The organism is Curvibacter microcysteis, from assembly GCF_028649455.1.
In the GTDB taxonomy this organism is placed as follows: Bacteria; Pseudomonadota; Gammaproteobacteria; order Burkholderiales; family Burkholderiaceae_C; genus Curvibacter; species Curvibacter microcysteis.
Genome location: NZ_JAQSIO010000008.1, coordinates 71,228 through 86,852, shown reverse-complemented (window position 1 = coordinate 86,852; position 15,625 = coordinate 71,228). Strand labels below are relative to the sequence as shown.

Sequence of the window (15,625 nt, the reverse complement as noted above, 5' to 3'; positions counted from 1 at the left end):
ATGATTTCAACACGCGCCCTTGAACTCGCGCAGACCCTGGTCCGCATGGACACGGTCAGCCGCCATTCCAACCTCACGCTGATCCACTTTGTGCGCGACGAGCTCTTGCGCCTGGGGGTCAAAAGCCGCATCACCTACAGCGCCGACAAGACCAAGGCCAACCTGTTCGCCACCCTGGGCGAGGGCAAGCCCGCGGGCGTCATCCTGTCGGGCCACACCGACACCGTGCCCTGGGACGGCCAGGCCTGGAGCCTGGACCCGCTGTCTGCCACGGTGCAGGACGGTCGCCTGTACGGGCGCGGCTCGGCCGACATGAAGGCCTTCATCGGCCTGGCCCTGGCGCAGGCACAGGCCTACCTGGACAGCCCAGCCCCGTTCGCGGTGCACCTGGCGCTGAGCTACGATGAAGAGGTGGGCTGCCTGGGCGTCAAGGAACTGATCGCTGACCTGCGCGACGCCGGCATCCGCCCGCTGGCCTGCATCGTGGGCGAACCCACGCTGATGGTGCCCGCCATCGCGCACAAGGGCGTGTACCGCTACAAATGCTGTGTGCGCGGCAAGGAAGCGCATTCCTCGCTGACACCGCGCTCGGTCAACGCCATCGAAATGGCCGCCCGCCTGGTGGGCAAGCTGCGCGACATGGCCGAAGGCTTTGAACACAACGAGCCGCGCTACGACGGCTTTGACGTGCCCTACTCCACCGCCAGCGTGGGCCAGTTCCATGGCGGCATTGCCGACAACGTGGTGCCGCGCGACGCCGAGTTCCGCTACGAGTTCCGCAACCTGCCGACGGCCGACGCGGCACTCATGCAGGCCGAGGTGCTGGCCCATGCGCGCACGCTGGAGCCGCGCATGCAGCAGGTGGCGCCCGAGGCGGGCTTCCGCTTCGAGCCGATTTGCGAGGTGCCCGCCTTTTTGGGCTCGGCCGACGACGCGGTCACCCGGCTGGCCCAGCGCCTGGCCGGCGAACAAGGCACCACCCTGGTGGCGTTTGGCACCGAAGCGGGGCTGTTCAAGCAAGCCGGCATCCCCACCGTGGTGTGCGGCCCGGGCAGCATCGAACAAGCGCACCAACCCGACGAATACGTCAGCCTGGAACAACTGGGCCGCTGCGAGGCCTTTTTGCAGGGCCTGGCTGGCGTGGCCAGCGTGGCCGACCTGGCCTGAGCCCCGTCGAAGCACGGCCCCAGCAGCGCGCGCGCCGGGCGCCGGGGCTCAGGTGCGCACGCGCCCGTCGCCCACCAGCATGGACAGCTCCACAAAGCGCGATGCCTGGTGGTTGGTGCTGCTCAGCGAAATCGGAAAACCCACCACCGTCTGCTGGCCCAGCGACTCCAGGCCGCTGACCAGGGACTCCCGGCTGAGCCGGCCCGCATTGGCGGCCGCCTTCAAACCCTCGACCAGCACGGCGGCAGCCAAGTAGCCCTCCAGGCTGGAGTAGTTGATCTGCACCTTGCCACCCCCCTTGCGCACCGCCTCCCGGAAGTCGCGCGACAGCGGGTGGGTCGAGGTGTAGGGCGAGGGCATGACCTGGGAGATCACCACCCCTGCCCCGTCCTTGCCCAACGCGTCGGCCAGGGCCTGGGTGCCCACGAAGGACACGTTGTGGAACTGCCCGCCATAGCCCGCCTTGCGCGCGGCCCGCACAAAGGCCGCACTGGCCTGGTAGGTGCAAATCTGCACGATGGCATCGGGCTGGACTGCGACCAGGGCCCGCACCGCGACCGCCACATCGAGGGAATTGCGCTCCACGGCCGCCTGGGCCACGGGCTTGAGGTCATGGCCTTGCAGGGCACGGGTCACCGCGTCCAGCCCCGCCTGGCCATAGGAGTCGTTTTGCCGCAGCACCGCAATGCGGCGCTGGCCCAGGTTGATCAGGTCGCGCACGATCAGGCTCGCCTCTTCCTGGTAGGACGCGCGCACATGGAAGACCTGGCGGTTGAAGGGCTCCCGCAAAGCCGCAGCACCGCTGTAGGGCGCCACAAAGGGGATGCGGGCCTTGGTGGCCAGTGGCAGCGCCGCCAGGCTGGTGGGCGTGCCCACGTAGCCAAACAGGGCAAAGACCTCGTCATCGATCAGGCGGCGTGTGTTTTCGGCGCAACGGTCGGCCTCGTAGCCGTCGTCCAGGATGCGCAACTCCAGCGAGCGGCGGCCCACGCCGCCTTGGGCATTGACGCGCTCCAGCAGCAATTGCGCACCTTGCACATACTGCAAACCCAGTTGGGCCGCCGGCCCCGTCAAGGGCACGGACTGGCCCAGCACCAGCTTGCCTTCAGCCTGTGCACGGACCAGCCCTGGCGCGGCCAGCAGCGCCGCCGCACCCCAGGCGAAGCGGCGACGGCTGGGGGCCTTCAAAACGGCAGACTGATCCATGACAAACTCCAGACAATTTCAGACGCCAAGCTAACCTTTATGCGCCTGGATGACAATTCGGCGAAACACAAGTACTGCTTTAGATCACGATGAACAGCCCCCACGATACACAGGTGCGCGGCGCCTGCCCCCATGACTGCCCCGACACCTGCGCCCTGGTCACCACCGTGCGCGACGGGGTGGCCACCCGCGTGCAAGGCAACCCGGACCACCCGCTGACCGACGGGGTGCTGTGCGCCAAAGTGTCGCGCTACCCCGAGCGCACCTACCACCCCGACCGCCTGCTGTACCCGCAAAAGCGCGTCGGACCCAAGGGGGCTGGCCAGTTCCAGCGCGTCAGTTGGGACGAGGCGCTGACCGACATCGCCGCGCGCCTGAGTGCCTTGGCCGCGCAGCGGCCTGAGGCCGTGCTGCCCTACAGCTACGCCGGCACCATGGGCCTGGTGCAGGGCGATGGCATGGCGGCGCGCTTCTTCAACCGCTTGGGCGCCAGCCGCCTGGACCAGACGATTTGCGCCTCGGCCGGTACCGCAGGCCTGATGAACACCCTGGGCGGCAAGGTCGGCATGAAAGTGCAGTTCTTCGCCGAAGCCAAACTGATCCTGATTTGGGGCAGCAACTCAATTGGCTCGAACCTGCACTTCTGGCGCATCGCCCAGGAAGCCAAGCGCCAAGGCGCGCGCCTGGTCTGCATTGACCCGCGCCGAACCGAAACCGCCGACAAATGCCATGAGCACATCGCCCTGCGCCCGGGCACCGACGCCGCCCTGGCGCTGGCCCTGATGCACGAGCTGATCCAGCACGACTGGCTGGACCACGACTACATCGCCCAGCACACCCTGGGTTGGGCGGAACTGCGCGAGCGCGCCCTGCAATGGCCGCCCGAACGCGCGGCCGAGGTGTGCGGCGTGCCGGTCGAACAAATCCAGCGCCTGGCGCGCGACTACGGCACCACCCAGCCCGCCGCCATCCGCCTGAACTACGGCATGCAACGCGTGCACGGGGGTGGCAATGCGGTGCGCGCCGTGGCCTGCCTGCCGGCCCTGGTGGGTGCCTGGCGGCACCGCGGTGGTGGATTGCTGCTGTCCAGTTCAGGCCAGTTCCCGGTGCAGCGCCAGGCCTTGCAGCGGCCCGACCTGCTGGGCGAGCGCCGTCCACGCCTGATCAACATGTCCACCATCGGAGACGACTTGCTGCGCCCGGCCTCGCCCGAGTTCGGCCCCGCCATCGAAGCCCTGGTGGTCTACAACAGCAACCCGGTCGCGGTGGCGCCCGAATCGGCCAAGGTCGTGGCAGGCTTCCAGCGCGAAGACCTGTTCACCGTGGTGCTGGAGCACTTCCAGACCGACACCGCCGACCACGCCGACTACCTGCTGCCCGCCACCACGCAGCTGGAGCACTGGGACGTGCACCTGGCTTACGGCCACACCGACGTGCTGCTCAACCGCCCCGCCATCGCCCCAGTGGGCGAAGCCCTGCCCAACAGCGAGATCTTCCGCCGCCTGGCGCAAAAAATGGGTTTTGACGAGCCCTGCTTTGCTGAAGACGACCAAGCCCTGTGCCGCCAGGCCTTTGGCGACCAGGTCGACTTCAACACCCTGCTGGCGCAGGGCTTTGCCAGCCTGCCCCTGCCGGACGCGCCCTTCGCCCAAGGGGGGTTCCCCACGCCCTCGGGTCGCTGCGAGTTCCTTAACCCGCAGCTGGTGGCCCAGGGCCTGGACGGCCTGCCCCAGCACCTGCCCAACCGCGAGCTGCCTGACCCACAGGGGCCCTGGCCGCTGGCCATGATCTCGCCGCCGGCGCGCAACTTCCTGAACTCCACCTTCGTCAACGTCAACAGCCTCAACAAGCTGGAAACCGAGCCGCTGCTGGAGATCCACCCCGAAGACGCCGCCGCGCGCCAGATCCGCCACGGCGACGTGGTGCGCGTGTTCAACGCGCGCGGCGAGTACCACTGCAAGGCCGACGTCAGTGCGCGTGCGCGCCCCGGCGTGGTGGTCGGACTGGGCTTGTGGTGGCGCAAGATGGGCCTGAACGGCACCAACGTGAACCAGCTCACCGGCCAGGCCCTGACCGACATGGGACGCGGCCCCACCTTCTACGACTGCGCGGTGCAGGTCAGCGCCCTGGCCTGCACCTGAGTGGCTCCCGAGCAAGGCCCAGGCCTTCACCTGAGCTTTGCTCATTTTTTCAAAAACAAATGAGATTGATTCTCATTTGTGTGCATAATAGAACCCAGCCAGCCCGGTGCGCCTCAGCGCCCTGCACAGCTTCCCGCTGCCGCACCGTGCCACGCCAGAGTTCAACCACTGCCACCGCCATGTCCATGCACAACGCCCTGTCACTCTCGTTTCATGACGCCGTCTCGGCCACCGGCCTGAGCCAGCAGCCCGCCCGCCTGAAGGGTGCCGAACCGCTGCGTGAGCTGCCCAGCCAGGCGCTGCTGGGTGGGCAAAAAGCGGTGGAGATCGTGCACAACGGCCTGCGCTACAAGCTGCAGGCCACCCGACTGGGCAAGTTGATCTTGACCAAATGAGTTTCATCGTGGGGCGACTCAGGGACGCTCATCCGTCCCCCAAAGTCGTTTTGGCCAGCCATCGTTGGCACCGAGACCGGTGACCGCGACCAGCCACGCCTTTTTTCCCCACCTACGCCACGGAAGACGCCGACAAGGCGCTCAGAACATCACCCCAGGCCGGCACCCGGCCACGCCCAAACCCGAGGGGGCCGTCACCAAGGTCCCCTTTTGGGGGATTGGCGCGCCGTGAACGGCAATTCAGCACGCTTGTCATACCGCCGGACAGCAACGCTGGGCACAATGGCGCTGGGCGCCCCGCCCTCCCTTTTTTGTGCTGACTGACCGCCATGCAAGCCCTGCAAAACATCAACCTCGTGTCCCTGGCCGACTCGCTGCTGAGCCTGAGCACCGCCTTCGTGATGGGCGGCCTGATCGGGCTGGAGCGCCAGTTCCGCCAGCGCACCGCCGGCCTGCGCACCAATGTGCTGGTGGCGGTGGGCGCCGCCATCTTTGTTGACATGGCCAACCGGCTGGGAGGCAGCGACGGTGCGGTGCGCGTGATTGCCTATGTGGTGTCGGGCATTGGCTTTTTGGGCGCGGGCGTGATCATGCGCGAAGAAGGCAGCGTGCGCGGCCTCAACACCGCCGCCACGCTGTGGGCCTCGGCCGCCGTGGGCGCCTGCGCGGGCTCGGACCTGGTGGTGGAAGCCTTCGTCGGCACCCTGTTTGTGCTGGCCGCCAACACCTTGCTGCGCCCGGTGGTCAACCGGATCAACCGACGGCCGCTGGCCACGCCCTCGGTCGAGGTCACTTGCACGGTCTACCTGATCACCGCGCGCGAACACCAAAAGCAAGCCATGTCCCTGCTGCACCAACTGCTGGAGCAGTGGCAGCACCCGCTGCGCGACCTGTCGGTGCACGCCTTTGGCGAGCACGAGGTGGAGATCGAGGCCACGCTGTCGGCCACCTCCATCGAGGGCAGCGAACTCAACGCCCTGGTGGCCCAGCTGAAGAGCGAAGCCTTTGTGCATCAGGCCTTCTGGAGCCCCAGCACCACCGAATAAGGCCCCACAAGCGGCTCCGCCCGTCGCCCAAGCGACCCGCACCTCGGGTCAACCCGCTGGTGACCAGGGCGCACACCCGTAACAGTTGCCGCAGGTCAAATCTGAGCGCGCCGGCCCGGCCTACAGTGTGTGCAAAGGGTCGGCCGTACCGGCCCACGACGGAGACTGTTTTGCTGGCCGCCTACATCACCCACGCCGATTGCACCCGCCATGAGATGGGCGCCCAGCACCCCGAGTGCCCGGAGCGCCTGGCGGCCATCCACGACCACCTGCTGATCAAGGGCTTGCTGGACTACATGCTGCCCTATGACGCGCCCTTGGCCACGCCCGAGCAACTGGGCCGCGCGCATTCCTCGCTGTACGTGAGCGAAATCCTGGCCGCCTCGCCCAGCGAGGGTTACCACGCCGTCGACCCCGACACCAACATGAACCCGCACACCGTGACCGCCGCCCTGCGCGCAGCCGGGGCGGCCGTGCAGGCCACCGACCTGGTGCTGAACCGCGAGGTGGCCGCCGCCTTTTGCTGCGTACGCCCGCCAGGCCACCACGCGGCCTACCGCCAGGCCATGGGCTTTTGCTTCTTCAACAACGCCGCCGTCGGCGTGCGCCATGCCCTGGACGTGCATGGCCTGAGCCGGGTGGCCCTGATCGACTTCGACGTGCACCACGGCAATGGCAGCGAAGACATCTTCCTGGGGGACGAGCGCGTGCTGATGTGCTCCATCTACGAAAAAGGCCTCTACCCCTTCCCCGAAGAGGTGCCCAACCGCCCCGGCATGGTCCATGTGGGCCTGCCCTCGCGCTCGGGCCGCGACGCCTTCCGCGACGCTGTCACCCAGCACTGGCTGCCGGCGCTGGACGCTTTTGCACCCGAGCTGATCTACATCTCTGCGGGCTTTGACGCGCACCGCGACGACGACATGGGCAACCTGGCCCTGCTCGAAGCCGACTACGAATGGGTGACCCAGCAGCTGATGGCGGTGGCGCAGCGACATTGCCAAGGGCGCGTCATTTCCTGCCTGGAAGGCGGCTATGTGCTCAGCCCCCTGGCGCGCAGCGCTGGCGCCCACGTCAAAGTGCTGATTGGCGCCGACTGAGATTTCAACGACCATTCACCCCAGCCCAACGCCCCCTGATCGACCGCGACGGACCCCATGGACAAACACTACCTGACCGCCCTTTTCTCGCCCGACTCCATCGTCGTGTTCGCGCCCCACAGCGCCGAGGGGGCGCCGCTGCCGGCGCACACCCAGGCCTTGCAGGACGCGATCAAGGCGCAGCACTTCACAGGCAGCCTGCGCTTCATCGACATCCACACCACCGGCACCCTGGCCGACCTGGCGCAGACCAAGGCCGACCTGGCCATCATCGCGCTGGACGCCGCCGACGTGGGCGCCGCGCTGGAGCTGGCGGCCCGCCTCAGTTGCAAGGCCGCGCTGGTGATCTCCAGCGGCATCAGCGCCGACCAGGCCTTGCAGTTGCGCAAGGTGGCGCTGCGCGAAGGCATCCACCTGCTGGGCCCCAACTGCCAGGGCTTCCAGCGCCCGCCGCTGCAGCTCAACGCCAGCGTCAGCGGCCCGCTGGCGCGCACGGGCTCTCTGGCCTTGGTGTCGCAGTCGGGCTCACTGACCGCCTCGATGCTGGACTGGGCACGCAACAACGCGGTGGGTTTTTCGACCGTGGTCTCGCTGGGCCCCAACACCGTGGTCGACATGGCCGATGTGCTGGACTTCCTGGCCAACGACGGCAAGACGCACAGCATCATCGTGTACCTGGAAGGCATCTCCAACGCGCGCCGCTTCATGAGCGCGCTGCGCTCGGCGGCCAACGCCAAGCCGGTGGTGGTGCTCAAGGCCGGGCGCAAGCCGGCGGGCAACCAGGCCGCGCAAACCCACAGCGGCGCCATCGTGGGCAGTGACGACGTGTTTGACGCCGCCCTGCGCCGCGCCGGGGCGGTGCGGGTGCGCTCGTTTGTCGAGCTGTTCTCGGCCGCCAAATGCCTGGCCTCGCGCTACCGCCCAGTGGGCCGGCGCCTGGCCATCGTCACCAACGGCGGCGGGCCGGGGGTGCTGGCGGCCGACTGGGTCAATGAAATCAAGCTCGAACTGGGCCGGCTGTCGCCCGAGTCGGTGCAAGCCCTGCGCCCGCAGCTGCCCGCCCTGGCCTCGCTGACCGATTTGATCGACCTGTCCGAGGACGCCAGCCCCGAGCACTTCAGTGCCGCCGTGACCGCCGCCAGCAAAGACCGACAGATTGACGGTGTGCTGGTGATCTGCTCGCCCAAGGTGGGCGTGGACGCGCTGGCCATTGCCCAGGCCGTGGCCCTGCTCAAGCCCCAGATCGGCAAGCCGCTGCTGGCCTGCTGGATGGGGGACAACCAAGTGGTGCCCGCGCGCGGTCTGCTCAACGAGGCTTCGATCCCCAGCTTTCGCACGCCCGAGGCCGCCGTCGGCGCTTTTGGCAACCTGTCGGCCTTCTACCAAAACCAGCAGCTGCTGCAGCAAACGCCGCCGCCGCTGTCGACCCTGGCCAAGCCCGACATCGAGGGCGCGCGCCTGGTGATCGAGAGCGTGCTGTCCGAGCGCCGCAAGGTGCTGACCGAGATGGAGTCCAAGACCCTGCTCTCGGCCTTCCACATCCCGGTCACCCACACGGTGCTGGCGCGCAGTGCCAACGAGGCCATGATGACGGCCACGCAAATGGGCTTTCCGGTGGCGCTGAAGATCGATTCGCCCGACATCACCCACAAGTCCGACGTGCAGGGCGTGGTGCTCAACCTGATGAGCGCGGTCAGCGTGCGCGACGCCTACAACGACATGCTGGAGCGCGTGGCCCGGCTGCAGCCCAAGGCGCGCATCAACGGCGCCACGGTGCAGAAGATGGCGCGCTCGCGCCGGGGCCGCGAGATCTGCATCGGCCTGCTGACCGACGACCCCTTTGGCCCGGTGGTCACCTTTGGCGCTGGCGGCACCATGATCGAGCTGATCGACGACCGCGCGGTGGAGCTGCCCCCGCTGAACCAGTTTCTGGCGCGCCGCCTGATTGACCGCTCCCGCGTGGCAGAAACCCTGGGCGACTGGCGTGGCGCCAGCGCCGTCAACCAAGAAGCCCTGGAACAGGTGCTGCTGCGCGTGTCGGAAATGGTGTGCGAGCTGCCCCAGCTGCGCGAGATGGACATCAACCCCATCATCGTCGACCAGGACGGCGCCGTGGCGGTGGACGCGCGCATCGTGATCGACAGCGCGCCCCAGGCCGCCAGTGGCCGGCAAAGCAATTACCAGCACTTGGCCATCCTGCCCTACCCCGCGCGCTACGAGCAGGTGCTGCCCCTGCGCGGCGGTGGCGAGTACACGGTGCGCCCCATCCACCCCGACGACGCGCAGATGCTGCAAGAGCTGGTGCACGGCCTGTCGCAAGAGAGCCGGTACTTCCGCTTTGTGTCTTCCATGACCGAGCTGCCGCCGTCGATGCTGGCCCGCTTCACCCTGATCGACTACGACCGCGAAATGGCCCTGGTCGCGGTGGTGAAGCACCGCAGCCTCAACGACCAGGGCGAGGTGCAGGAACGCGAACGCATCGTGGGCGTGTCGCGCTACATCACCAACCCGGACCAGACCAGTTGCGAGTTCTCGCTGGTGGTGGCCGACGACTTCAACGGCAAGGGCCTGGGCTCACGCCTGATGGAAGCCATCATGGACGTGGCCCGCGAGAAAGGCCTGGCCGAGATCGACGGCCTGGTGCTGGCCAACAACCAGCCCATGCTCAAGCTGATGCGCAGCCTGGGCTTCAGCGTCAAGGCCTTCCCGGAAGACCCCGAGTTCAAGCTCGTGACCCACGCGCTGTGAGAGCCTGCGCGGCGGGCCGGGCCTTGAGCAGGGCTGGCGCCCGCCGAGCGCGGTGCTTGCGCCACCAGATCAGCACGCCAGTGAGGCTGAGCATGGCCACCACCAGGCCCATGACCGAGATCAGGATGCGCCCCGGCAAGCCCAGGATGCGGCCCGAATGCAGCGGAAACTGCGCCTGCACAAACAGGTCCGCGGCCGTGCCCTCCCAGGGCACGCGCTGCCCCAGCACGCGCCCATCCCCCGAATCGATGAACAAGGTGCGGTGGCCCACGCCGCCCGCGCCGTGCCCATCTTCGGGCCGGAAGAACTGCACGCCGTACAGGCCATAGGCACTGGCGTGGTAGAGCGCGCCCACCGGCTCGGTCCAGCCCCGTTCGGCCGCCTGGGCCTGGGCCGCCTGCACCACCTGGGCATGGCCCCAGCGGGGCACGATGCCGCCCGCTTGCGCCGAGGGCGTGCGCTGCTCGAATGGCGTGGGCGTGACCTCGGACACCAGCGACATCACCGGGAAAAACACCTCGCGGTACAGGTTGAGCGAGAACGCCGTGAAGGCCAGGATGAACAGCAGCGCCCAGGTCCACAGGCTGCCCGCGCGGTGCAGGTCAAAGTTGAGCTTGCTGGCCCCGCCCTGCCAACGCACGCGCCACGCCGGCTGCCAACGCGCCCACCAGGACTTGGCACCCGAGTCCGCCGTCGAGGTGGGGGCCTTGCCCGCCGCGCGGCGGGCCCCAGAGGCCACCCACTTGGCGGCCCGGCGCGCGGGCGGCAGCGTGAGGTAGAAGCCCGTGAAGCAGTCCACCGTCCAGAACACCGCCACCACGCCCATCAGCCACACGCCCCAACGGTCGATGCCACCCCAAGCCGGCAGGTGCAGGCTGTAGTGCAGCACGTACAGGAAGGACACCAGGTTCTCGCGCCCCAGCGGCCACACCGCGCCCCACTGGCGCCGCCCCAGCTCAGCCCCGGTGACGGGATCGATGAAGACCTGGTTGAAGCCGGGCTCGTACAAGCCCCCCGTGGCCGGGTTGGCCCGGGGCTCCACGCCAAAAGCCAAGGCATGGCCGGGCTCTGCCGCCATCGGCACGTAGCTGACCTGCACCTGCGGGTGACGGCGCTCGATCTCGGCCACCCACTGCAAGGCCGGGGCGGCTGGCCCGCGCCCCGGGGCCTGGTTCAAATGCGGGTTGAGCCACTCATCGAGTTCGTGGTCCCAGGAGATCACCGCCCCGGTCAGGCCGGCCACGACCAGGAACACGGCCATGCCCAAACCCACCCAGCGGTGCAAGGCCACCAGGGCGGCGCGCATCAGCACTGCCCTCCGACCCGGAGCGTCAGTACTGCCATTGCAGCCCCACATTCACGTTGCGCGGCGCGCCGTAATAGCCCTGGGCCCAGTACAGGCTGTTGATGTATTTGCGGTCCGTCAGGTTGTTGATGTTGAGCGTGGCGCTCCACTGGCGGTTGATGTCGTAGCGCGCCATCAGGCCCAGCAAGGCGTAGGCCGGTTGGCGCGTGACGATGGCCTGGCCCGAGGCCGTGGTCACGCCTTGGTCACGCCAGATGTCGCCCTGCCAGCGCAGGTTGGCCCCCACCTTCAGGCCGGGCACCTGCGGCACCCGCACGGTGCTGGCCAGGCGCAGGGTTTGGCGCGGCACATAGGTGCGCGCGGCGGCACCGGTCTGGTCGTCGCGGATGCGCATGTGGGTGTAGCCCGCGCTCAGCTCCCAGTCGGGGCGGATGCGGCCGGCCACGTCCAGCTCGACACCGGTGGAGGTGGCGTCCACGCCGCGATACACCAGGGTGTTGCCCACGTAAGTACTGGTGGCTTCGGCGGTGTTCTTTTGCTGGGTGCGGAACACGCTGGCGGAGGCGTTCAGGCGCTTGTCCAGCCATTCGCCCTTGATGCCGCCCTCCAGGTTGCGGCCCTGCACCGGCGCCAGCGGCTGCAGGTTGGCGCCCACCTGGGTCTGTGGGTTGAAGATGCCCGCGTAGCTGGCGTACAGCGAGTGCTGCGCGTCCAGCGCGTAGGTGCCGCCCAAGTAAGGCGACGCCTTGGTCTGGTTGTAGCGGTGCGCCACGCCGTAGTTTTGCCCAGTGCTCTCGATCTGGGTCACGTTGGCGCCCGTGATCAGCTTGAGCCGGTCGCTCACGTTCCAGCGTGCGGTAGCGTACAGGCTTTGGCGGCGAATCACAAAGTCGGCCTGGTTGGACGAGGCGTCGAAACTGGGCATGGTGTACTGGCCCGTCCACTGCGACAGCGCGGGCAAGGCCGTGCCGATGTCGTTGCCGTAGAGCGAGAGTTGGCGCATGTCGCTGCGCGCACTGCTGCCACCCAGCACCAGCTCATGCTGGCGGCCCGCCAGGGCCAGGGGGCCACTGGCGTAGACGTCGAGCACGTTCTGCTTCTCCGCGCTGCGGAAGTAAGACGGGTAGCTGAACAAGCCCAAGCCCGTGCTGGCGTTGGGCGTGCCGTAGGCGTAGAACAGATTGCCCTCGGAACGCAGCACGCGGTGGTTGAAGGCCGCCTTGAGCGACCAGCCCTGACCCAGGGCCTGGTTCAGCTCGACAAACTGGCGCGTGTCCGAGGTGTCCCAATACGACCAGGTGGCCGCCGTGCTGGTCGACACCGGGTACTGGGTGGCCGAGCCATCGCTGTTGAACAAGGGCAGCGCGCCCCACATGCTGCCCTGCGGGCTGTTCTTTTGATAACCCACCCCGGTCGTCACCCGCGTGCCCGCGCCCAGATCGGCCTCGATCAGCCCTGAAAACACCTGTTTGTGCAGCGAATAGCGGTCCAGGTAGCTGTTTTTGTTCTCGTCGGCCAGTACCAGGCGGCCGCGCACCGTGCCGGCCTCATTGAGCGGGCCAGCCACATCGGCATCGACCCGGCGCTGATTCCAGCTGCCCAAGGTGAGGCCGGTGCGCGCCTGGAATTCGGACGTGGGCCGCTTGCGCACAAAGTTGATCGTCGCCGACGGGTTGCCCGTGGATGACATCAGCCCGTTGGCGCCGCGCAGCACCTCGACCCGGTCGTAAATCGCCGTGTCCAGGTCGCCATCCTGCCCGCCGTTGGTGAAAGGCAGGCCCAGGCCGTCAACCTGGAAATTGGTCACATCAAAGCCGCGTGCCGAGTAGTAGGTGCGGTCGGTCTCGATGCGCTCAACGTTGATGCCCGTGGCCATCTCCAACACCTCGTTGGCGTTGCGCAGGCCAAAGTCGTCCATCTGTGAGCGCGTGATCACGCTGACCGACTGCGGCGTGTCGCGCAGCGACAGGTCCAGCCGCGTGGCCGTGGACGCCGACCGCACCGAGTAAGCGCCCGTGCCCTCGGTGGCCGTGTCGGGCGCCTCTTTGATGTGGACCTCGCGCAGGCTGGGCTGAGCCCCGGACGCCGACGCGGCCACCGAGCTCGTCTGCGCCCACCCCGCCGGCGCCGCCGTGCCCCAGGCCAAGGCCACCAGAGCCAGCTGCACGGCCTGAGCGGAGGGAGAAGGACGGGTGCGCAGCCTGGTGGATGGCGGAGTTGGTTGATTTGAAATAGGAATCATTCTCAAATTCTAATGCGAATGATTCTCAGTTGATTGAATTTTTCTGCAGTCTGAGACTTCAGCGTCCAACAAAAAACCCCAGCCCACGCCAAAGCGCAGCACTGGGGTACTCTTCATTCAAGACCCAAGCGTGTCACACACGCCGGGTCTGAACTGAATGAATGAATGACCAAATAACTTAACTGACCTCAGGCCAGCAAGGCATTCACCCGCTTCACATAAGCGGCCGGGTCTTCCGGCAGGCCGCCTTCGGCCAGCAAGGCCTGGTCGAACAGAATGTGGGCCAGATCGTTGAAGTGCACGCTGCCGTCCAACTTCTTGACCAAGGGGTGCTCGGCGTTCACTTCCAGCACGGGCTTGCTTTCCGGGGCGGCTTGGCCGGCTTGCTTGAGCATGCGGGCCAGTTGGGTGCTCATGCCACCGTCTTGCACCACCAGGCAGGCAGGCGAGTCAACCAGGCGGGTGGTCACGCGCACGTCGTCGGCCTTGTCCTTCAGGGCTTCCTTGAGCTTGGCCAGCAGGGGCTTGAAGGCTTCGGCGGCCTCTTCGGCGGCCTTCTTCTCGGCTTCGTCTTGCAGCTTGCCCAGGTCGACCGCGCCCTTGGCCACGCTTTGCAGCGGGGTGCCGTCAAACTCTTGCAGGTAGTTGAGCGACCACTCGTCCACGCGGTCCGTCATCAGCAGGACTTCGATGCCCTTCTTCTTGAAGACTTCGAGCTGCGGGCTGTTCTTGGCGGCGGCCAGGTTGTCGGCGGTGATGTAGTAGATGGCGTCTTGGCCTTCCTTCATGCGGGCCTTGTAGTCGGCCAGGCTGACGGTGGCGGTGTCGCTTTGGGTGCTGGCGTAGCGCAGCAGCTTGGCCAGGCGTTGGGTGTTGCCAAAGTCTTCGCCCAGGCCTTCCTTGAGCACGGCGCCAAACTCGGCGTAGAACTGGCTGTACTTGCCTTCCTTGGCCTTGTCGTCGGGGTCGACCACGTCGGTCACGCCGTCGGCGTTGGGCGTGGTGTCATGCTTGTCGTGCTTGGCCAGGTCTTCCAGCATGGACAGCACGCGCTTGGTCGAGCCTTCGCGGATGGCCTTCACGTCGCGGCTTTCCTGCAGCAGCTCGCGGCTCACGTTCAGCGGCAGGTCGGCCGAGTCGATCACGCCCTTCACAAAGCGCAGGTAGGTGGGCATCAGGGCTTCGGCGTCGTCCATGATGAAAACGCGCTTCACGTACAGCTTGACGCCGGCCTTCTTGTCGCGGTTCCACAGGTCAAATGGGGCCTTGGCCGGGATGTACAGCAGCTGGGTGTACTCGGTATTGCCTTCGACGCGGTTGTGGGCCCAGGTCAGCGGGTCTTCAAAGTCGTGGCTGATGGCTTTGTAGAACTCGTTGTACTGCTCGGTGGTGACGTCCTTCTTGTTGCGCGTCCACAGGGCGCTGGCCTTGTTGATGGCTTCCCATTCGCCGGTGGCCACCATGGCGCCGGGCTGGTCGTTCTCTCCTTCTTTCCACTCTTCCTTTTCCATCAGGATGGGCAGGCTGATGTGGTCGGAGTACTTGCTGATGACGGACTTGAGCTTCCAGGCGTTCAGGTACTCCTCGGCGTCGTCGCGCAGGTGCAGGGTGATGCTGGTGCCGCGTTGGGCGCGGGTGATGGCGTCGACTTCAAAGTCGCCCGTGCCGCCGCTGACCCAGCGCACGCCCTCTTCATGCGCCAAGCCGGCGCGGCGCGATTCGACGGTGATCTTGTCGGCCACGATGAAGCCCGAGTAGAAGCCCACGCCGAACTGGCCAATCAGCTGCGCGTCGGCCTTTTGGTCGCCGCTGAGCTTGCCCATGAACTCCTTGGTGCCGCTCTTGGCGATGGTGCCCAGGTTGTCGATGGCTTCTTGTTGCGACAGGCCGATGCCGTTGTCGGTGATGGTGATGGTGCGGGCTGTCTTGTCGAAGGCCACGCGCACTTCGAGGTTGGGCGCGTCCTCCAACAGGGCGGCGTTGTTCAGGCCCTCAAAACGCAGCTTGTCGCAGGCGTCGCTGGCGTTGGAGATCAGCTCACGCAGAAAGATCTCGGGGTTGGAATACAGCGAGTGCGTGACCAGGTGCAGCAGTTGGGCCACTTCGGCCTGGAATGACAGGGTTTGTTTGCTCATGGTGTTGTCTAAGGTGGACTGTTGCAAGACACAAGGTGGGGCGGCAGTGCCGGCCCCGGCAGGCGTGAATTATGGGCGCTGCGGCGGCTTTCAAGAGCCGCCCGGCCAGGGTGGGTGAATCAGCCCGAAATGGGGTGAATGC

At 67.0% G+C, this 15,625-nt stretch carries 10 protein-coding genes; 6 read left to right on the top strand and 4 right to left on the bottom strand.

Going from position 1 to position 15,625, the window contains the following annotated elements; translation table 11 throughout:
- Complete coding sequence (gene argE / locus PSQ39_RS17900) at window positions 1–1,167, top strand: acetylornithine deacetylase (protein ID WP_273928347.1); 1,167 nt, start codon at window positions 1–3, stop codon at window positions 1,165–1,167.
- Between the two features lie 48 nt (window positions 1,168–1,215).
- On the opposite strand, the gene PSQ39_RS17895 is transcribed toward argE, so the two are convergent.
- Window positions 1,216–2,373, bottom strand: coding sequence for an ABC transporter substrate-binding protein (locus PSQ39_RS17895; RefSeq protein WP_273928345.1), 1,158 nt, complete (start codon window positions 2,371–2,373; stop codon window positions 1,216–1,218).
- Window positions 2,374–2,462: 89 nt separating this feature from the next.
- On the opposite strand from PSQ39_RS17895, the gene PSQ39_RS17890 reads away from it, so the two are divergent.
- The 5 genes from PSQ39_RS17890 (at window position 2,463) to PSQ39_RS17870 (ending at window position 9,800) form a co-directional block, all read left to right on the top strand.
- Window positions 2,463–4,514 carry a molybdopterin-containing oxidoreductase family protein gene (locus PSQ39_RS17890; RefSeq protein ID WP_273928343.1) on the top strand — a complete coding sequence of 684 codons (2,052 nt, stop codon included), beginning with the start codon at window positions 2,463–2,465 and terminating at the stop codon, window positions 4,512–4,514.
- A 185-nt stretch (window positions 4,515–4,699) separates the two neighbouring features.
- Window positions 4,700–4,909, top strand: a complete 210-nt coding sequence (gene hemP, locus PSQ39_RS17885; RefSeq protein WP_273928531.1) for a hemin uptake protein HemP — start codon at window positions 4,700–4,702, stop codon at window positions 4,907–4,909.
- Between the two features lie 329 nt (window positions 4,910–5,238).
- Complete coding sequence (locus tag PSQ39_RS17880) at window positions 5,239–5,955, top strand: MgtC/SapB family protein (protein WP_273928341.1); 717 nt, start codon at window positions 5,239–5,241, stop codon at window positions 5,953–5,955.
- 170 nt (window positions 5,956–6,125) lie between these two features.
- Window positions 6,126–7,052 (top strand): histone deacetylase family protein, encoded by a 927-nt coding sequence (locus PSQ39_RS17875; protein WP_273928339.1) that lies wholly within the window; start codon window positions 6,126–6,128, stop codon window positions 7,050–7,052.
- A 57-nt stretch (window positions 7,053–7,109) separates the two neighbouring features.
- Entirely contained in the window at window positions 7,110–9,800 is a 2,691-nt protein-coding gene (locus tag PSQ39_RS17870) for a bifunctional acetate--CoA ligase family protein/GNAT family N-acetyltransferase (RefSeq protein WP_273928337.1), read from the top strand.
- Here the strand turns inward: PSQ39_RS17870 and PSQ39_RS17865 are convergent.
- The 3 genes from PSQ39_RS17865 to htpG all read right to left on the bottom strand — a co-directional run bounded on the left by PSQ39_RS17865 (window position 9,775) and on the right by htpG (window position 15,483).
- Window positions 9,775–11,106 (bottom strand): PepSY-associated TM helix domain-containing protein, encoded by a 1,332-nt coding sequence (locus PSQ39_RS17865; protein WP_273928335.1) that lies wholly within the window; start codon window positions 11,104–11,106, stop codon window positions 9,775–9,777. The two genes, PSQ39_RS17870 and PSQ39_RS17865, sit on opposite strands and share 26 nt — an antisense overlap.
- Before the next feature lie 25 nt (window positions 11,107–11,131).
- On the bottom strand, window positions 11,132–13,273 hold the full coding sequence (locus tag PSQ39_RS17860; RefSeq protein WP_273928333.1) for a TonB-dependent siderophore receptor: 2,142 nt from the start codon (window positions 13,271–13,273) through the stop codon (window positions 11,132–11,134).
- A 263-nt stretch (window positions 13,274–13,536) separates the two neighbouring features.
- Window positions 13,537–15,483, bottom strand: a complete 1,947-nt coding sequence (gene htpG, locus PSQ39_RS17855) for a molecular chaperone HtpG (RefSeq protein ID WP_273928331.1) — start codon at window positions 15,481–15,483, stop codon at window positions 13,537–13,539.
- Between the last annotated feature and the right edge of the window lie 142 nt (window positions 15,484–15,625).